At 60.3% G+C, this 19089-nt stretch carries 15 protein-coding genes; 3 read left to right on the plus strand and 12 right to left on the minus strand.

The window, feature by feature from the left end; all coding sequences use genetic code 11:
- Positions 1–209 precede the first annotated feature (209 nt).
- Positions 210–1643 carry a bifunctional D-glycero-beta-D-manno-heptose-7-phosphate kinase/D-glycero-beta-D-manno-heptose 1-phosphate adenylyltransferase HldE gene (hldE, locus tag MU846_RS13570; protein WP_246953645.1) on the minus strand — a complete coding sequence of 478 codons (1434 nt, stop codon included), beginning with the start codon at positions 1641–1643 and terminating at the stop codon, positions 210–212.
- 139 nt (positions 1644–1782) lie between these two features.
- Between hldE and lpxL the strand changes: the two genes are divergently transcribed.
- The 3 genes from lpxL (at position 1783) to MU846_RS14795 (ending at position 6833) form a co-directional block, all read left to right on the plus strand.
- Positions 1783–2730: an LpxL/LpxP family Kdo(2)-lipid IV(A) lauroyl/palmitoleoyl acyltransferase gene (gene lpxL / locus MU846_RS13575; RefSeq protein WP_246953646.1), complete on the plus strand. Its 948-nt coding sequence runs from the start codon at positions 1783–1785 to the stop codon at positions 2728–2730.
- Between the two features lie 89 nt (positions 2731–2819).
- Positions 2820–4748 (plus strand): acyltransferase family protein, encoded by a 1929-nt coding sequence (locus MU846_RS13580; protein ID WP_246953648.1) that lies wholly within the window; start codon positions 2820–2822, stop codon positions 4746–4748.
- Between the two features lie 159 nt (positions 4749–4907).
- Positions 4908–6833, plus strand: a complete 1926-nt coding sequence (locus MU846_RS14795) for an acyltransferase family protein (RefSeq protein WP_246953650.1) — start codon at positions 4908–4910, stop codon at positions 6831–6833.
- Positions 6834–7009: 176 nt separating this feature from the next.
- Here the strand turns inward: MU846_RS14795 and MU846_RS13590 are convergent, their stop codons facing one another.
- The 11 genes from MU846_RS13590 to glnE form a co-directional block, all read right to left on the minus strand.
- Positions 7010–7336, minus strand: coding sequence for a hypothetical protein (locus MU846_RS13590; RefSeq protein ID WP_246953652.1), 327 nt, complete (start codon positions 7334–7336; stop codon positions 7010–7012).
- A gap of 183 nt (positions 7337–7519) precedes the next feature.
- Positions 7520–7786, minus strand: coding sequence for a sulfotransferase family protein (locus MU846_RS13595; protein WP_246953653.1), 267 nt, complete (start codon positions 7784–7786; stop codon positions 7520–7522).
- A 73-nt stretch (positions 7787–7859) separates the two neighbouring features.
- On the minus strand, positions 7860–8633 hold the full coding sequence (locus MU846_RS13600; protein ID WP_246953655.1) for a polysaccharide pyruvyl transferase family protein: 774 nt from the start codon (positions 8631–8633) through the stop codon (positions 7860–7862).
- A 1-nt stretch (position 8634) separates the two neighbouring features.
- Positions 8635–9525, minus strand: a complete 891-nt coding sequence (locus tag MU846_RS13605) for a glycosyltransferase family protein (protein WP_246953657.1) — start codon at positions 9523–9525, stop codon at positions 8635–8637.
- Positions 9526–9674: 149 nt separating this feature from the next.
- Complete coding sequence (locus MU846_RS13610; protein ID WP_246953659.1) at positions 9675–10721, minus strand: lipopolysaccharide kinase InaA family protein; 1047 nt, start codon at positions 10719–10721, stop codon at positions 9675–9677.
- Positions 10722–11060: 339 nt separating this feature from the next.
- Positions 11061–11816 (minus strand): lipopolysaccharide core heptose(I) kinase RfaP, encoded by a 756-nt coding sequence (gene rfaP / locus MU846_RS13615; protein ID WP_246953661.1) that lies wholly within the window; start codon positions 11814–11816, stop codon positions 11061–11063.
- Between the two features lie 56 nt (positions 11817–11872).
- The gene (locus MU846_RS13620; RefSeq protein ID WP_246953663.1) at positions 11873–12985 is read right to left on the minus strand and encodes a glycosyltransferase family 4 protein; all 1113 of its coding nucleotides are present in this window, start codon (positions 12983–12985) and stop codon (positions 11873–11875) included.
- Positions 12982–14031, minus strand: coding sequence for a lipopolysaccharide heptosyltransferase I (waaC, locus tag MU846_RS13625; protein ID WP_246953665.1), 1050 nt, complete (start codon positions 14029–14031; stop codon positions 12982–12984). Before waaC ends, MU846_RS13620 begins: the two co-directional genes overlap by 4 nt.
- A gap of 8 nt (positions 14032–14039) precedes the next feature.
- On the minus strand, positions 14040–15077 hold the full coding sequence (gene waaF, locus MU846_RS13630) for a lipopolysaccharide heptosyltransferase II (protein WP_246953667.1): 1038 nt from the start codon (positions 15075–15077) through the stop codon (positions 14040–14042).
- A gap of 61 nt (positions 15078–15138) precedes the next feature.
- Complete coding sequence (locus MU846_RS13635) at positions 15139–16062, minus strand: branched-chain amino acid transaminase (protein WP_246953669.1); 924 nt, start codon at positions 16060–16062, stop codon at positions 15139–15141.
- 95 nt (positions 16063–16157) lie between these two features.
- Complete coding sequence (gene glnE / locus MU846_RS13640) at positions 16158–19067, minus strand: bifunctional [glutamate--ammonia ligase]-adenylyl-L-tyrosine phosphorylase/[glutamate--ammonia-ligase] adenylyltransferase (RefSeq protein ID WP_246953671.1); 2910 nt, start codon at positions 19065–19067, stop codon at positions 16158–16160.
- Positions 19068–19089 lie beyond the last annotated feature (22 nt).

Here is a 19089-nt window from a genome sequence, read left to right on the forward strand (position 1 = left end):
CTACTTTCATTTACTCCCAGTAGAAATTTCTATAAAAATTCCACAGCAAAAAATCCCGAGCGCTCGCCAGTTTCGTTCTAGATAAAGTGCCGAGTATATATTCCTGCCATAGCCTCCCCCTCTCCCCAACCCCTCTCCCACAAGGGGAGAGGGGCTCAAAAGGTTCATCGCGGATCCGCTGCGGCCAACGCCACAGCGAACCGGGGAGATCAGGCGTCGCGCTGCCTGATCCGCTCGACGATCTTGGTGGTGCTCACGTCGTCGATGAAATCCAGCACGCGCACTTCGCCGCCATAGCTTTTCACGATATCGGCGCCCACCACTTGCTCGACGCTGTAGTCGCCACCTTTGACCAGCACTTCCGGGCGCAGCGCTTCCAGCAGCGGCTCTGGCGTATCTGTCTCGAACGGCACTACCCAATCCACTGCTTCCAGCGCCGCCAGCACCGCCATACGGCGCTCCAGCGGATTGATGGGCCGCCCCGGGCCTTTCAGGCGGCGGATCGAATCATCGGCATTGACCGCCACAATCAGCCGATGGCCCTGCCGGCGGGCAGTATCCAGATAACCCACATGGCCAGCATGAATAATATCGAAACAGCCGTTGGTAAAGACGATCCGCTCACCCTGAGCACGAGCATCCTCCACTGCAATTTTCAGCTGTTCCAGAGTCATCACTCCACGACCTATGCCGCCTTCCTGATGCACCGCCCGGCGCAGTTCGGGGGCGCTGACCACTGCCGTGCCGAGCTTGCCGACGACGATTCCGGCAGCGATGTTCGCCAGTGCCACGGCATCCTCCAGCGGACTGCCTGCCGCCAGTGCCGCCGCCACCACGGAAATCACCGTGTCGCCGGCGCCTGTCACATCAAATACTTCACGGGCGCGTGCCGGCAGATGCAGCGCCGAATGATCGCGCCGCAACAGGGTCATGCCTTTTTCGCTGCGGGTAATCAAAAGCGCCTGCAATTCAAGCTCTTCGATCAGCTGGCGGCCCCGGCAGACCAGCTCCTCTTCCGAACCCACCGGCCCGGCCACGGTTTCAAATTCGGCAAAATTCGGCGTGAGCAGGGTGGCGCCGCGATAACGGGAGAAATCGGTGCCCTTGGGATCAACCAGCACCGGCACACCCGCTTGACGCGCTGCCTGAATCAGCGCCTGGCAATCCCGTAGCGCACCTTTTTGATAATCGGACAAAATCAACGCGCCGCAGCCGGTGAGGTTTGCCGTTACCTTTTCTGTGAACGGCGCCGTATCGAGATCATGAAACGGCTCCTCGAAATCCAGCCGCAGCAGCTGTTGCTGGCGGCTGATGATGCGCAGCTTGGTGATGGTGGGCTGGCCGGGCGCCTGCTGGAACAGACAATCGATGCCTGCTGCGCCGAGGCGCTCCCGCAGGGTTGTTTCGGCTTCATCAGCGCCTGTCACGCCGACCAGCGCAGCGCTAGCGCCCAGCCCGGCGATATTCAGGGCCACGTTCGCGGCGCCGCCCGGCCGGTCTTCAATCTCGGTGACGCGCACCACCGGCACCGGTGCCTCGGGCGAAATACGCCCGGTAGGGCCGTGCCAATACCGGTCAAGCATCACATCACCGGCCACCAGCACGCGGGCTGTGGCGAGCACGGGAATCTGCAAACTCTGCATCGCGGACATTCCTGCAATCTGGGCGGCACAGGGCCACCGGGATGGCGCGCAGTTTAGCACAGGCCGGCTGGCAGGCATCGGGCTGGCTCAGTAGACTGTGCGCCTTTCACCTTCTCTTTGATCATCGGGCCTGAACATCGTGGCAAGACCCCGCAAATACAGCACCCCTCTCTGGCATCCGCGCTGGTGGGCCACCTGGCTTGGCGTGGCACTGATCTGGCTTGTCGGCCAGCTGCCCTGGCGCCCCTTGCTGGCGCTTGGCCGAGGCATGGGCTGGCTCGCCTGGCGGCTGGGCACGGATCGGCGCAGAGTGGCGGAGATCAACCTCGCGCTGTGCTTCCCCGAAAAAAGCGATGCCGAACGCGCGGCTCTGGCCAAAGCCGCGCTGCTGAGCACCGGCGAAGCAATCACCGAAATTGCCGGCGCGTACAACAGCCTGCATTTCGATGCCCGTGCGCGCCTCACCATCGAAGGGCTGGAGCACCTCAAGGCTTCCCGCGATGCCGGCCGTGGCGTGTTGCTGCTGGGTATGCACTTCAACACCATCGATATTGGTGCGCGCCTGCTTGGCGAAGGCGCCGGGGTGCGTTTTTCCGTGGTCTATCGCCCCAACGACAACCCTGCGCTGGAGTGGATGATCCGCCACGGCCGGCGCAAATATGTCGATCAATATCTGGATCGCTCCGACATGCGCGGCCTGGTACGGACCTTGCGCGCCGGGGAGGTGTGCTGGTACGCACCCGATCAGGATTATGGCGTGCGCGGCGCGATCTGGGCGCCATTCTTCGGTGTGCCGGCGGCAACACTGGTCGCCACCGGGCGTATTGTCCGCATGAGTGGCGCCGATCTCATCCCCTGCGCCCACTACCGTCTGCCCGGCGGCCGTTACCTGATCCGCTTCGGCGCGCCCTTGCAGGATTTTCCCAGTGGTGACGATCTGGCGGACTGCACCCGCGTCAATCAGGTGGTGGAGCAGGCCATCGCCTTGGCGCCGGAGCAATACCTCTGGGTGCACAAGCGCTTCAAGCACCAGCCGGATGGCGTCTCGCCCTACGGCCCGCGCAAACGCCGTCGCAGGCGGCGTTAGGCGGCGACAGGCGCCGGGCATCACTGCGGCTTGTTCCCTCTGCTGCCCCCGTATATCCTGCGCGCTGCACTTCAGGCACTGATCAGACCATGCAAACCTTTCGCCCGGATATCGAGGGGCTGCGTACCATCGCAGTTGCTCTGGTTATCTTTTATCACTACCAGTTCCCCTGGATAACCGGCGGTTTCGTTGGTGTCGATGTCTTTTTCGTGATCTCCGGGTTTGTCATCACCCGAATGCTGCAAAACAAGCTGGCAACCGGCAACTTCAGCTTTGCCGACTTCTACACCCGGCGCGTGCTGCGGCTGGTGCCCGTCTTTCTGCTGGTTTCCACGGTTACGTTTCTGTGTATCTCGCCATTTTATTTCGATGACGATTACTACATCTTCTCGAAAAGCTGGATGGCAGCGCTGATCGGCCTGAGCAATTTCTATTTCTTCGCTGAACTGAGCCAGTATTTTTCCCCGGAAGCCGGCACCATTCCGCTGCTGCACACCTGGTCACTGGCGGTAGAAGAGCAATTCTATTTCTTCTGGCCAGCGGCATTTCTGTCCCTGGCGGCGCTGGCGCCACGCCTGCGGCTGGCGCTGTTTGCCGTGGCGTGGCTGGCCGCTCTTGCGCTCTCCATATACCTCGCCCACCACCATGCGAACGCAGCCTACTACCTACTGCCGGCACGCATCTTCGAGCTGACGCTGGGCGCCGGCGTCGCCCTGTTTGGCGCTCATGCGTGGCGGCTGCGCCCCTGGCTGGCCGAGAGCTTCACCCTGGCCGGCCTGACACTGATTCTGGCGACCGCACTGCTATTGCGCAGCACCAGCACCTTCCCCGGCCTCAACGCGCTCTGGCCGACCCTTGGCACAGCGCTGATCATTTATGCCGGCATGCACAGGACAACCCTCGTCTCCCGCGCATTGAGCATTCGGCCGCTGGTGTTTCTCGGCGGAATCTCCTATTCCTTGTATCTCTGGCATTGGCCACCGGTTGCCCTGCTCAACTACCAGCTGATCGAGATCGACTGGCCGATCCGCCTGGCCATGCTGGTGGCAATCGTGCCCCTTTCATGGCTTTCATACCGGTTTGTGGAGAACCGCTTCCGCTACCGCCGCTGGTCGCTGAAAAAGACCCTGGGGATATTCATTCTCATACCCCTGATAGCCATCTGGGCGGTGCAAGTCACCATCCGCACCTCGGACGACATCAGCTTCCGCATCCCGGAAGAACGCCGCGAGCTGTACAAGATCATCTCCCAGCAAAACCCGGCGGACCTGTTCAAGCGCTGCTTCAAGGGGCGGCCCTATGAGTTCGAGCAATCCGGCGCCTGCATCTTCGGCAACCGCGACGTCGCGCAGCCCGACAGTATGTTGATCGGTGATTCCCACGCCATGGCGCTGCTTGGATTCGTTGAAGAACTGATCGCGGACACTGATCTGTCGATGCTGGTGGTAACACGCGCCTCCACCCCCTTCCTGCTGGAAGAAGATATGCGCGCCCTCGACCCCGACCCGACCAAGGCCCAGCGCTCTGCTGCGTTACAACGCTATCTGGAACAGCGGCCGATGACAGTGTTTGTCGGTGCCTGGTGGAATGCGTACCTGACCAAGCCCGGCATGCATGAGGCATTTTTGCGGTCAATCGAGTGGCTGCTGCAACAGGGCCATGCGGTGGTCATGCTCGAAGGAGTGCCGGAGCTGCCTTCTGATATGTTTGCGCATTGTCTGTTGAAGAATATGGATTCTTGCGAGATTGATGCGGGGCCGGTGAGGGAGCGAATGGCTGCCTTCATGGCACTCAAGCAGGAAATGACGCAGCGCTGGCCTGAGCTGGTATGGTTACAACCGGCGCAGGTGCTGTGCGATGCCACACAGTGCCAGACCGAGCTGGATGGGTTGCCGCTGTATCGGGATGAGAGTCATTTGAATTATCTGGGCGCTCGGGAGATTGGCCGGCGCTTCCTGAGAGGCTCGCCCGCCCCGTTGTTGTCACAACAGCGAGCGAGCGGCACGGAAACGGAGTAAGGCACGGTGCTGAAACGTTCAGCAATATTTGCTGAACAATCGCCTCTTCGAGCCGCTAATGAGTTGCAACATGATCCCTCTAACCTGGCTTGGCTGGCCGGCCTCCGGTCAACAGACTAGACTTCCGTCTTTGCCAGCACGTCCACGATGGAGCCATAGGTGAATTCGACCTTTCGTACAGACATAAATGGACTACGCGCTTGGGCAGTTCTTCTCGTGGTTCTATTTCACTTCCAGATTCCCGGGTTCGATGCTGGCTTTCTCGGTGTTGATGTCTTCTTTGTAATTTCCGGTTACCTGATGGCATCCATCCTGTTTTCCGGGTTATCTGCTGGCACTCTGTCGCTTCGCGGTTTTTACGCCGCACGCATGAAGCGTATTTACCCCGCGTTGATGGTGCTCTGCGTGGCCTGCCTGATCGCCGGCTGGTTCCTGCTCACACTGCGTGATTACATGGAACTGGGGGCTCATGTGCGGGAAAGCCTTCTGTTTTCTTCCAACTACCGCTATCTGTCGGAAGCCGGATACTTCGATGTAGCAGCCGAGGAAAAATGGCTGTTACACACCTGGTCTCTATCTGTAGAGTGGCAATTCTATCTGCTCTATCCGCTACTGACGCTTGGGCTTTATCGCCTGACGCAACGGCACGGCGCGTTGCTAGCCTGGACGCTTGCCATCGCTCTGGTGTCGCTGCTCTGGAACAGCTATTGCTCGATTTACCAGCCGGATACCGCCTTTTATGGTTTTCCGGGACGAGCCTGGGAACTGCTGCTCGGCAGTGCCGCCTACCATCTGACCCGTCTTTGGCACCCGGCACGCAACGCCGGCTTCGGGCTGCATATTGCCGGGCTTGCATTGATCGTGCTCGCGGCCTGTGTGGTCACACCGTCCGCCTGGCCCGGCCTCTGGGCGCTGTTGCCGACCGTTGGCGCAGGCATGCTTATTCTGGGAAACAGCGAGTCTTCTCTGACACGCGGCAAGTTCTGGCGCTGGTGCGGTGAGCGGTCATATTCTATTTATCTCTGGCACTGGCCTGTCGTCGCTCTGCTCCATTACTTCATGATCGCGGATGACCCGGTGTGGATTCTATCCGGTATCGTTGCGTCCTTCGTGCTTGGCGAATTATCGTATCGTCTGATCGAACAGCCCACGCGCCGCCACCTGGCCCACGTCAGCGCAGGTAAAACGCTTCTGATGATGCTCATCATAGCTATAATCCTCGCCATGGTTGGTCAAGCTGTGCGCCGTACCGGCATACCGGAGCGCCTGCCCGACGAGGTTGCCATGCTGGTTGATCGCGACCTGCTCTCCAACCCGCGGCGAGACGAGTGCTTACAAGCACCCAGCCAATGCGTTTATGGCGAGGGGCCGGTTGGCCTGATTCTGATTGGGGACAGCCATGCTGACGCCGTAGTTACCGCCATAGAGAGCGCTCTGGCGCCGGAGATAGGAGGTATTCTGTTCAAAGGAGACTCCGGATGCATTTCATTGCCGGGGCTCGATCATACGGACCCTCGCAAGCAGGAGTGCCTGCAAATGGGAGACAGCATCCCCGACCTGCTCTTGCAATACCCGGGCGTACCTGTGCTGCTGATTGCGCGTCTTTCTGAGCATGCCAACGGCGGCCAGATTCAGCCGGACCAGACCGCCAGCTTTTATGTGCGTGGCGGCACATCCCGATATTCGGCTGACTGGTTCAGTCAGTTTTCAGACTGGTATCTGCGGACAGTTTGCGAGGTCGCCAGCGCACATCCCGTCTGGCTGATGCGCCCGACACCGGAGATGACTGTCGACGTCGCCAATCAACTCGGCCGCCATCGGATGATCAATCGGCAATACGACCTATCGCTGCCCCGCATCGAGCACGACAAGCGGCACCGCTACATCCGAGCACTTCAGGACGAAGTTGTGGCACAGTGCGACGTCCGCATTATCGACCCGACAGAAATTCTATGCGACGAAGAGCGCTGTATCGCCGAGCATAACGGGTTGCCAATCTATCGTGATGACGATCATCTTAGCGAGTATGGCAATCGCCTTCTGATTCCTCTGTTCCGAACCATGTTGGATCAATGGCCTCGCTGAGGCCTCGCCAGTGCACCGGCCGCGTGCTCCGCTGTGCTAGCCGGAATTTTTATCCAGCAAGATGCTGAGTGCTCGTCTGGCGATCGATTTTCCGGGCCTCGCATTTTTTGCATGCCTCGCCCTCGCGCTGCCGACCTGCCGATTTCGCAGCCCCGAATATCGGCAATAGCACGTCGTCATCGCTTGGTATTTGTCGCCACACCCAATCGCTGCAAGAGCTCCGGGCCCGCTTTCAACCCCAGCAATGATAGAAGTTCTTCGACCTTGGCGGCGTCATTGAGCTCGCTCAAGGTCATATTGATGTAGGTTATCTCAGGAAACCTTTTCCGGTACTCCGTCGCCAAAGCCTTCGTCTCATCAACATACCAAGACAAACATTCTCGCTCATAAGCCTTCACCTGCTCCGGAACGTGCGATGGCGGTTTGAGCCCTAGCTGCTTGTAGTACTTCTTGTGGCGAAACGGTAACGCCCACAGTCTGAACAACCAGTAAGTCAGCCTCACCCCCAACTTCCCGGCAGGCGGCGGCACAAGCGGATTGCGGCGAGTCGGCAGTATTAACCAGTTGCGACCACTTTCCGATAAGCAAGTGGAGGCTATCCGAAGAAAGCTTTCGACTATATGCTCTTTTTCCCGTGCTACGATTATCACCGCGATTTCACGCTGATCTATAAACTCCGGGATGAACTAGCCAAAGCCCTTTATAAAAGCATGATTAGTCTCAACATAGACTTTTGCACCTGCCCGCGAGGTCGCGATCTGCGCCAGCTTGCGAGGCATCAGCTTTTTCATGGCACCCGGATCATCATTGAGGAAGCGCCGCATAGGCTCACGATTACAACGTGGCGCCGGCTCATGCTCCGCGACACAACCTTCGGTGCTCGACAGTATCTGCTTAAGGTAATTGGTGCCATTACGCCCTGTACCGATACAGAACACGTATTTGATACTCATCGAGCGGCCTTCTCCCAAATCATCACGTCAATATTCTGCAACGGCAAACATTTTCATCGGCAATAGCCGAGTTCTAAAATGCGCGAGGAAATGCAGCAATGAGGTTTTGCAGCACGTCATCGAGTCCTGGGCGTGCATACCCGTCGACGTACTCTTCCATCATTGCATCAGTGATTTCAGCCAAGGGAGTCACATCAGGCATCCCGATCTTGAACGCACTATAGTAATCCTGGAACTTGAAATCTCCACCGCGCAACCGGTCGGAGAAGCGAGCCCTCACGTTTGGCACGCCTAGCCCGTCCGCAGCAATAAGACCGTGCATTGCGGAGGATACGACCAGCCGCGCCGATCCTATCACCTCAAGGATCGTTAGAGGGTCGGCCTGTATATCCAGCTGAATCGCAGATGGATTAAGCGCCAGGAAGTGGCGCAAGGCTTCACTGTCTTTATCCTGATAGTGCGGCACCACCACCAATGGAAATCGATCACGCTTCAGGTTCAATTGATCACGTAGAAGCCCGACCAACAAGCCGGGGTCGCCAATCGCAATCCCCTCATCTTCTTTCTTCAAGATACTGGCCGTCTCCAGACCCCGCACGGCATGGATATAATGACGGGTCTGACGCGGCCGCTCCGGAGAGATAAAGCCACTTCCCCATACATGGAGGCGTCTCGACCAAAAAGACTCCTTGAGACGCTGAAGCAAGCTTCCTATGGCGACCAGATCTGCCTTTTCGATTGATTCATATATCACCGGTCGAGATGAAACTCGCTCAACGATCAAGGGTGACAAGACATCACCAAAATTATTTTTGGAGGCAGACCAATGCAAACGAATTACCGACACATCATATCCTCATCAGCCGCAAGCGTTCCTTGAAGCCCAGCATACCATCAGGCACGCCCCCAGGCGCCTCGATTGCAGCTGCTACCGCGGACGCCCGGCTTTCCCACCGGTGCATACTGCACACCAGCTCGCTACCCGCCTCGGCAATCTTTTCCGCATCATCCGGCCGCTCCCTGACCCACGCCAGTTTCGCCTGAAGTTCATCGAGGCTCTCATACATCAAAAGATGCCGGCCCTCTTCAAACCCAAGAGCCTGTTGCTCGGCCTCGGGCTGACGCCAGGCCAATAACAGGCAGCCTGCGGCCATCGCCTCGAAATTCTTGATCATGTACTCGTTGAACCCCACGTCTGCACTGACAAACACCCGGATACGATTGAGAAGCTGGTTATAGGCGGCTCCCGGCTCCGCTCGCATTATCTTTATGAGATTTTTTCTCACCGCACTTTCCAGAAAAGTCCGGCGCTCACGATAGACCTTGTGGGATATTCGACCGACAAAAGCTGCAGGGATATCTCGCTCCATCCGCTCATTGCGTATCACTTCCGGATCATAACCCTTGCACACCAGCTCCGCCGCGATTCCGCGCTGCCTGAAGTAGGCCATAAGACAGGCGCTGGACGTCAACACTTTCACTGGCGAAATATATTTGAGCACCGGGACATAGCAGCGATACCAGCTCGACGCCGGCACGTTCTCCTGGCACATGTCAAAATCGAATATCACGAGGTTCACTATTCCCCGCAACCGTTTAACGTCGGCCCCCATTCGCCGCAAATTGGCATCAACAACCACCCGATCGTAACCGTGGCCGCCGACAAGGCCTGCCAACACCTGCACGGCCTGCGCCTCATCCGGCACAACAACGCGAGAAACCTCCAGTTGGACGGGCATATGCTTCCATATAATACCGCACCTGTTATCTTTACTTGCCGTTGAAACCACTAGTATTTTTTTCATGACTCGACACGCACTCCCGCATCCCCATGCTGCGTAAAAAACGGCTCAGTTCAATGGCATTTGCCACCACTTTTTATCTAAAATCAATTCAGGCACTCGATCATTTTTTCTCTTAAGGCTTTGCTTTCTGCCCAGTTACGTAACAACCGGGCCTTGTCCCGATCAATTGCCCTGTTCGCACGTCGCTGGCTTCGAAAGCGGCGCCAGCCATCAAGATCTATTAAGCCCGCCTTGGCGTCGCATAGCACTATATTGCTTGCCTTCATATCACCATGCGCCCATCTGAACATACGCATCAGTATAAAAAGTTCAGTGAGCGAAGCGCACCATTCTGTGCGCAACTGAGAGTATTCTTGCACACTATCCAGCAACGGCCCCCGGTGTATCGCACTGATGAACCATGCAACTCCCGTTCGACGATCCTCCAGATAAGCGACAGGTGACGGGGTATAAACACCGCAGTACTGCAAAAAATGGGCTGCACGCCAGGAGCGCCGGGCCCGGCTCGAGCCTAGCCACACTTTCCACTGGTTACGCCTTTTCTTCAGGTTGTACCTTTTGACAACCCATCCAAGGTGATCCAGCGCAACGACCGTGGAGGCACCTCCGTCTTTCAGCATGCGTCCATGCTCGGTCAACCCGTCCGATCCGCTTCCTAATAATGCAAGCAATTGCGGATGCGCACTGCGCACACACATACCCCGCAGCCCGGCTACTGCCACTGTCTGATAATGAGTGCAGTCGCGCTCGGTTTTTTTGAGCATGACTTCATAGCGGTGCTGCTGCGCTTTGCGGACAAGGTGCCGGGGTGGAAGATTGGCGGCTTCGCTGCCTTCCGCAAGAACTGCCTCAGCATCGATCGGCGGCACTTGCGCAAGAAGAAGTGCGAGATTTTTCGCAAGCTGTCGCGATGACACCTTTCCAATACGACAACCGGCTGCATCGAGCATGAACCAGCCCGACTCTCCCCAAAGGAAGTTGGATAAATGCGCATCGTGCTGCACGACACCACGGCGCGCTTGCTCTGCGACCCAACTCAACAGTGACTTCAATGCTTCCGTGCGCTCTTCAGATGCGGCGGGTGCAATGATCCGTTCCGCCGCAAGCTGCCCACTGATCTCAGCGAGCACCAGAAGTGCGCCTGCCCCTCCTGACTCCCCTGATCCCCCAGGCTCTGCCCAAAGGCACTCGGGCGCAGGCACACCACGTTGCGCCAGTGCTTGCAGAGCCTGCCTCTCGTCAGCCCAGGCAGCGTCCCCCGCCCTGCCAGGTGCAAACACTTTGACCACTACCGGTCGGCCACGCCATAGCGCTCTCGCAACCAGACGTCTTGATGGTAACCAGCGGAGGCTTTCAGTAACCAGCAGCGGGCCGTCAGCGAGCAAAACTTTACCATGGCTCCCGGCTGGCAACCCCTGTTCAACCAGTGTTGCGAGGCTGATCTCGTTGTCGATCACATCGTTCTCACTCTACAACCACTCTGGCGGCTCACGGCCCATATCTTTGCGATATAACGCTTCTGCACGCCGCTTGACCGCGCACCAGAACGCTTTGTCGTCTCGCAAGGTCCGCGACAACGATCCCCCTGTGTAATGCCTCACGCACCGCAACCAATCTCGCCGAGACAACCCGATATCCATAGCCGAGTATGCCAGCCCCGCGATGTCTTTGATCATCCACCGTCGAGGCACTCGCTTGCGGCATTGTGCGCGATGCAGATCAATCAGATGGCAGCGTACTGCATCGTCCGCTCCACCAAGCGTCTCCGGGTAAAGCAAAAAATGGCAGAGATAGAAATCTCGATGATTGATACCGGAGCGATGCATGATGCGTGCGATCCGCATGACAACCCGCACCAGCTGCCGTTTCTGGTTCATCTGCGGCGGCTGCGATTTCCAATCGCGGCAGTAATCCTCGAGACTGACGGAGCCGTCAAGATCCTCAGTGATCAGAAAACTCTCGATATGCGCTGGGTTGATTCCCCGTTCGCCAAAAGCCACCGGGACGAGCGTATCCAGGCCAACTTCCGATAGCCGCCGCGCCGCCTCGTACTCATTACGCGCACTGACCACAGGCGCACGCAGCTGCACAAGGTTCTTGATGACCTCTTGCCAGCCGACGCCTGCATGATACTTGAGGAAATAGGACTGCCCGCCGTGCGTGAAGCGCAGTGTGCGGCGGCCTTCCTTTTCCCGAAAAATGTCGCCCTGCAGATCGGCAGCCATCCGAAAAGGGTCCTTGCCTTCCCACGCTACTGCCCAGTCTTCTCGCAAATAAAGCCTCATGAAAAGCGTGCCTCCAGCAGATCGACCACTCGCTCAGGCAGCGAGTAAAGATCATGCTCGCGACCATATCGCGCGCCCGCTTCGCCCCAAGGCCCGGGAAGCGAGTCGAGCATTTTCGCAAGTGTGACATTCAGCACTTCTTGAGAAAACGGCGACCTGATCACTTCGCCCGATTGCGCCTCCAGGACGTATCGTGCATAGCCACATGTATCTGTGGTCAGGACAGGTAGACCCGCCACTGTGGCCTCAAGTAACACCATACCTGCCGACTCCCGGTAAGCCGGGTGCAACAGCAGATCCGCAGCCTGCATCAGCGCGGGCACATCATCGCGAGGGCCGACACTGCGCACATGCGCCGCGATCCTTTGTCGCACAGCTGGCGATAACGAAGCCAGGAAAGGTTTAGGATCGTCGTTACCCACGATCATCAGCCGCGTGCGGGCCAGTTGCTGGTCAGGCAAGCTTGCCAATGCATCCAGCGCTCGATCCAGCCCTTTGACTCTGAAACCCGAACCGACAAACAACAGTAATTTATCGCCATCACTGAGAGACAGCGTATTCCGCATCGTTGCCCTCAGCTGGTGTGCGTTGTCGGGCTGGCGGTGCACCGGCTCGATGCCCGGCGGGAGCACGGTAAACCGCTTCGCCGACAGTGCATAATGTTGCTGGTATTGGTGCTGCTGGTGCTCGTTCAGAAACAGAAAATACGCATGCTCTGCCACCTGCTGCTCCAACCGCAGGTACGTCCGATAGCGGGGAAGCCAGCGCAGCAGCAGCGGTTTTTCGGCCAGATGCGCGGCGAAACAGCTATCTGATGCGAAATAAACATCCAGCCCGGGCAAGCGGTTGAACCCCAACACAATATCGGCGGGCTGCCTTGCCAAGGCAGCGCCGAGCGCGGCGGCGAACGAGGCCATACGACCGTGGTTACTGCTGCCCTGCACCGGTAGTTGTTCCACCTTCAGACCGGGTAAGGCTTCTCCCTCCCACGCTGCCACATAACAGGTAACCTGATGACCACGGGCCAGCGAGGCGCGAGCAATGCGCCAGAAGTCTCGCTGTAACCCTCCGTAGGGAAAGTACCTGTACAGGCAGAACGCGAGTTTCATACAGCCGGCCCCATCTCAGCCCTGCTCGACAACAACGCTTCCCAAACCCGCTCCGGCGGCAAATTGCTGAAGCACGGCGGCTCCACACCCTGCCCGCTCTCGCCACGATAGGTGCAGCGCTCCTGCACGCAAGGGGCGCAGGGGAACTGCGCCGAAAGGGAATGCGCGCGCGGGCCGAGTACGCCGGTCAGGGCGGGATCGGTGGGGCCGTATAGCCCGACCCCGGTCATCCCTGCGGCAGCGGCGAGGTGCGCCAGCCCGGTGTCCACGGCAATGAAGCCGTCCCAACGTAGAAATGCGTCCGTCAGCGCCGCCAGCGTCATGGGCGGCAACACTTCGCACTGTGGCATGCCGTGGGCGATGCGCTGCGCCCGCTGCTGCTCCGCCTCGTTGCCCCAGGGCAGGTAGACCCTGTGCCCGGCGTTGCAAGCCAGGGCTGCCAGCTCGCGCCAGTAGGCTTGCGGGTAATGTTTGGTGGGCCATGTCGTCCCGTGACAGAACACCAGCTCCGCAGGCTGTGCCAGCGGGCGTGGCGGCGCGGGCCGTGGCAGGCCGTAATCCGGCGGGGTGTCAGGCGGCAGCGCATAGCCCAATGCCTGAGCGAACAGTTGCCGGGTGCGGGTCACCGCGTGCTGGCCGCGAGCAACGGCCAGCGGATGATCCAGCGCCAGTGCGGAGAGGCTTTCGCGAGCCGAGGCGCGATCCAGCCCGTAGCGGGGCGGCTTCGCCAGCCGGGTGACAAAGGCGCTTTTCAACAAGCCCTGCGCATCAATGACGGCATCATAGCCCGGTGCGCTGACCTGCTCGCGAAACGCCTGCCATTCGCCACTGGCGCGGGCCTTGAGCGGGTGCTTGCGCCAGCGCCGCAGTTCACACGGGATGACCTTGCCCACCGCAGGATGCCGCGCAGCGATATCGGCAAAAGCGGCCTCGACCACCCAATCGAAACGGATGCCGGGCACGGCTTGCGCCGCATCGGTGAGCGCCGGCAGGGTATGGATCACATCACCCATGGAGGAGGTCTTGATGAGCAGTACGCGCTTCATCCGTCGCCCTACGCCAGCACGTTATCCAGCGCTGCGATGACCCGTTCCGGGCCAAGCTGGCGCAGGCAGTTGAGGTGCCCCAGCGGGCATTCGCGCTTGAAGCAGGGGCTGCAATCCAGGCCCAGCCGCACGATCTCCACTTTACCATGCAGCGGCGGCGTGAAATCCGGCGACGTGGAACCGTACACCGCCACCAGTGGCCGATGCAGTGCGGCGGCAATATGCATCAGCCCGGAATCGTTACTGACGACGGCGTTGGCGAGCGCCAGCAAATCCACTGCTTCAGGCAGGGCGGTTTCGCCTGCGAGCAGGTGCAGGCGCCAGCGCAATTTCTCCGGGATGGCGTCACGAATCAGTTCCGCCACCTCGCGATCCTTGGCCGAGCCGAAAACCCAGACCTGCCAGCCCTGCTCCAGTTGATGCCGCGCCACGTCCGCATAATACGCATCCGGCCAGCGCTTGGAGGGGCCGAACTCGGCACCGGGGCACAGCGCCAGAATCGGCAATGCCTGGTTCAGCCCCATGTTCTGCAAGGTACGGTCAGCGTTGCTGGTGTCCACATGCAGATGCGGTGGCGTGATCTCCGCCAGGGTGGGCACCGGGGCATCGGCCGGGTGCGCCAGCGCAACAAAGCGCTGCACCATCAGGGGATAGCGCTGTTTGTCCAAGGTGCGTACGTCGTTGAGCAGGCCGTAACGCATTTCGCCGCGCCAGCCGGTGCGCACCGGTATGCGCGCCCAGAACGGCAGCAAGGCGGATTTGAAGGAGTTAGGCAGCACGATGGCCTGATCATATTCGCCGGCCAGGCTGCGGCCTTGCTCGCGCCGCTCACGCAGGCGCAGATCACCGTGGCCGAAGGGCAGTGTCAGCGCCTGCCGTACCTCGGGCATCCGCGACAGCAGTGCGCGGCACCAGTCCGGCGCAAGCACGTCGATATGGCAGCCGGGATATTGTGCCCGCAGGGCCGAAAACAGCGTTTGCGCCATCACCATGTCGCCCACCCACGAGGGGCCAACGATCAGGATGCGGCGGGGAAGGTGCGACATCAGGTGCTCCGCTTGAGAGGCGTCCGGCGCCCGCTCCGGGTGAGCGAGCGCCGGGAGGGCGTCATTTGGCCAACGTCAGCCACTCGGTGTATTGCGGCACCTTGCCACGCACGAGATCAAAGTAAAGCGTTTGCAGCTTTTCCGTTACCGGGCCGCGACGCCCTTCACCGATTACGCGGCCATCCAGTTCGCGGATCGGTGTCACCTCGGCAGCGGTGCCGGTGAAGAAGGCTTCGTCGGCAATATAGACTTCATCGCGGGTGATGCGTTTCTCGCGCACCTCGAAGCCCTGATCCGCCGCCAGCGTCAGCAGCGTCTTGCGGGTGATGCCGTCCAGGCACGAGGTCAGATCCGGGGTGTAGATCACGCCATCGCGCACGATGAAGACGTTCTCGCCGCTGCCTTCGGCCACATAGCCTTCCGGGTCCAGCAGCAGTGCTTCGTCGGCACCGCCGGAAAGCGCTTCGCTCAGCGCCAGCATGGAGTTGATGTAGTTGCCGTTCGCCTTCGCCTTGCACATGGCGATGTTGACGTGGTGCCGGGTGTAGGAGCTGGTGCGCACCTTGATGCCCAGCTCCAGCGCGTCCGGCGACATATAAGAAGGCCACTCCCAGGCCGCCACGACCAAGTGCACCTTCAGATTGGAGGCACGCAGGCCCATGCCTTCGCTGCCGTAAAAAGCCATCGGGCGCAAATAGGCGTGCGGCAGCTTGTTGGCACGCACGACGTCGATCTGCGCCTGGTTCACCTCGTCTTTGGAGAACGGGATCTTCATCTGCATGATGTGGGCGCTGTTGAACAGCCGGTCGGTGTGCTCCTGCAACCGGAAGATCGCCGGGCCATCTGCCGTTTCATAGGCACGCACGCCCTCGAAGACGCCCATGCCGTAATGCAGTGTGTGAGTCAGCACATGCACCTTGGCTTCGCGCCAGGGCACCATTTCTCCGTCCAGCCAGATAAAACCATCACGATCAGCCATCGACATGGCGCTTGTTCTCCCAAGAAAATTCAGCCCAGAACCGATAATCGATCCGGCACGCGGTTGCCGCACACCGGGTAATGCTTGCGCTCCCTGCCTGGCTACTGTTGTTCGTGCTCGCCAGCGATGCCCGGCGCTCCAGCGCCATGAAACCATTTTTCCCAGACCGTCCGCACCCCGTCACGCAGCTCGGAATATTCGGCGGCGTCAACCTCGGATTTCTCGTTGCGAAGTGCCAGGCGGTGCGCTGCGGAGCGGTAGGCGAGATACGCCTCCCGCAGGAGGCCGGCATCTTGGGCCGGCATCAGTTCCAGTACAGCCAGTGTCTCCAGCAGCCGCACATTATCGGTGAAGCGGGTCAGCTCTCCGTGCTGCGCGGCCCATCTGAGAACCCCGTATTGCACCATAAATTCGATATCGACGATACCTCCGGGGTCGTGCTTGAGGCTGAAGCGTTCGCCCTGGCTGCCACTACCCAGATGCTGGATCATCTTCTCACGCATTTCGCACACCGCCTGGGCGAGTTCTGCCTGATCCCGCGGCTGCGCCAGGATGTCGTGGCGGATCGCGGCAAAGCGGGCGCCGGCGGTGGGGCAGCCGCCGACTACGCGGGCGCGCACCAGTGCCTGATGCTCCCACGTCCAGGCTTGCTCACGCTGGTATTTCTCGAAGGCGGCGATGCTGCTGACCAGCAGCCCGGCGGCGCCGGAAGGGCGCAGCCGGGCATCCACTTCGTAGAGCTGCCCGCTCATGGTGCGCGTGGTGAGGATATGAATGATGCGCTGGCCCAAGCGTGAGAAAAACTGCTCGTTGCTGACCGGCTTCTCACCATCCGTCATGCCGTCGGCCTCGGCATCGTGCAGAAACACCAGATCAAGATCGGAATCGTAACCCAGCTCAAGGCCGCCCAGCTTGCCGTAGCCGACGATGATGAAATCCGGGTCGCAGGGCTCGCCGTCTTCCCGGTGCGGGCGGCCATGGCGCGCCACCAGCGGCGCCCACGCCAGCTGCACTATTTCGTGCAGGATCGCCTCCGCCAGCCAGGTCAGATAATCGCTGACGCGCATCAATGGCATCGCCTCGGTCACTTCCGAGGCGGCCACGCGCAGCAGATGCGCTTGCTTGAAGTGCCGCAGCACTTCCATCTGTTGCTCCAGATCATCTTCCGCCACGCGCAGCAGTTGCTGGCGCAGCTCATCGGCCAGCGCGCTGCGCTGCGGTGGTGTGTACAGCGAGCGCACGTCCAGCAGCTCGTCCAGCAGCACCGGGTGCCGGGTCAGCTGCTCGGCAATCCACGGGCTGGCACTGGAGAGCTTCACTAACTGCGTCAGCGCGTGGGGGTTCTCCACCAGCAGGGCGATGTAGGCCGAGCGCCGCAGCACGGCTTCCAGAAATGCCAGCAAGCGATCGCAAGTGACCGGCCCGCCCTGATGGTAGCCGAGGTTTTCCAGCACATGCGGGATCAGCCGATCCAGCCGCTCACGGGCGATGCGCTGCATCCCGGCGACCGGGCGGCTGTCGCGAAACTCGGCCAGCTTTTCGAGAATCGGCACCGGCTCGTTGATCCCGAGCCCTTCCAGCAGGCTGATCGCGGCCTCGCCTTCGATCTTGCCCAGCCAGACGGCCATCAGTTCGCCTTCAGCACCCTCCGGCTCGTGATGATCCTCTTCCGGGTCGGCAATCACCTGACTGAAATGAAACCGCACCCGATCTCGATGGTGGGCCAGCGCGCGCTCACAGGCGCGCCGGTCGGCATAGCCCAGCGACAGCGCCAGCCGCTCCCAGCCGTCATCGTTTTCCGGCAGCCGCTGGGTCTGGCGATCCGCCACCGCCTGTAGCCGGTGCTCGGTGTTGCGCAGAAAGATATAGGCATCCCGCAGCTCGCCCGCCACATCGGCGGGCAACAATTCCAGCGCCACCAGTTGCGGCAGCACGCGCAACAGGTTCGGCACGCGCAGCGCCGGCAGCTGCCCGCCGCGAATCAGCTGAAAGGCCTGCACGATGAATTCCACTTCGCGGATGCCGCCGGGGCCGAGCTTTACATCAGCCTGAATGCCCTTGCGGCGCACTTCGCGCTCGATCAGCACTTTCATTTCGCGCAGTGATTCAAAGGCGCCGAAATCGATGTAACGGCGATACACGAACGGCCGCAGGCGTTGCACCATGCGCTGGCCGGCGGCCAGATCACCTGCCACCGGGCGAATCTTGATCAGCGCGTAGCGCTCCCACTCGCGGCCCTGTTCTTCGTAATAGGCTTCGATGGCATCAAAACCGGCGGCCAGCGCTCCCGAGGCGCCCCAGGGCCGCAGCCGCATATCCACGCGGAATACAAAGCCGTCGGCGGTGTTCTGGTCGAGCATACGGATCAGTTGCTGCCCGAGGCGAATAAAGAACTGGTGGTGGGTCAGGCCGTTACGGTGGCCGGCCAGCTCGCCTTCGTGTTCATAACCGAACACCAGATCAATGTCGGAAGACAGATTCAGCTCGCTGGCGCCCAGCTTGCCCATGGCAAACACCACCAGCCGTACCGGCGCGCCGTCCGGCCCACGAGGCGTACCATCGCGTTTGCAGGCGGCGCGGTAGAGCTTTTCCAGTGCGGCGTCGATGAGGGTATCCGCCAGCAGCGAGAGATCGGCCACGGTGCTGTGATAATCGCCCAGCCCGCTGAGATCGCGCCAGATGATGCGCACCATGTGCCGGTGTCGCAGCTGCCGCAAGGCGCTCATCTGCGCAGCTTCGTCGGCAGCGCTGCGCAACGCCTCGATCACTTCCCGGCGCAACGAAGCGGCCTGCAATGGTGTATCCAGCACACCGGGCTGCGCCAGCCAGTGAGCCATTGCCGGCGTGTGAATCATGCGCTCGGCCACATAATCGGAGCCGGCCCATACATCAGGCAGCGCTTCCAGCAGCTGCGCTGGCAGCTGGCCCCCCGCCTCGGCAAAGCGCTCCCACTGGCGTTGCATTGCATCGGCCAGCAGGGCAGGAAGGGCTGTGAAATCGGGCGTTGTCATGCGCCGCATTGTCGTTGCGCGG

Source organism: Alcanivorax quisquiliarum (assembly GCF_023051175.1).
In the GTDB taxonomy this organism is placed as follows: domain Bacteria; phylum Pseudomonadota; class Gammaproteobacteria; order Pseudomonadales; family Alcanivoracaceae; genus Isoalcanivorax; species Isoalcanivorax quisquiliarum.

Bases quoted from the DNA above. Each gene is read 5' to 3' on its own strand.
- hldE (WP_246953645.1), bottom strand. From the start codon at position 1,643: ATGCAGAGTTTGCAGATTCCCGTGCTCGCCACAGCCCGCGTGCTGGTG.
- MU846_RS13580 (WP_246953648.1), top strand. From the start codon at position 2,820: ATGCAAACCTTTCGCCCGGATATCGAGGGGCTGCGTACCATCGCAGTT.
- MU846_RS13595 (WP_246953653.1), bottom strand. From the start codon at position 7,786: ATGAGTATCAAATACGTGTTCTGTATCGGTACAGGGCGTAATGGCACC.
- MU846_RS13605 (WP_246953657.1), bottom strand. From the start codon at position 9,525: ATGCCCGTCCAACTGGAGGTTTCTCGCGTTGTTGTGCCGGATGAGGCG.
- rfaP (WP_246953661.1), bottom strand. From the start codon at position 11,816: ATGGCTGCCGATCTGCAGGGCGACATTTTTCGGGAAAAGGAAGGCCGC.
- MU846_RS13620 (WP_246953663.1), bottom strand. From the start codon at position 12,985: ATGAAACTCGCGTTCTGCCTGTACAGGTACTTTCCCTACGGAGGGTTA.
- waaC (WP_246953665.1), bottom strand. From the start codon at position 14,031: ATGAAGCGCGTACTGCTCATCAAGACCTCCTCCATGGGTGATGTGATC.
- waaF (WP_246953667.1), bottom strand. From the start codon at position 15,077: ATGTCGCACCTTCCCCGCCGCATCCTGATCGTTGGCCCCTCGTGGGTG.
- MU846_RS13635 (WP_246953669.1), bottom strand. From the start codon at position 16,062: ATGTCGATGGCTGATCGTGATGGTTTTATCTGGCTGGACGGAGAAATG.
- glnE (WP_246953671.1), bottom strand. From the start codon at position 19,067: ATGACAACGCCCGATTTCACAGCCCTTCCTGCCCTGCTGGCCGATGCA.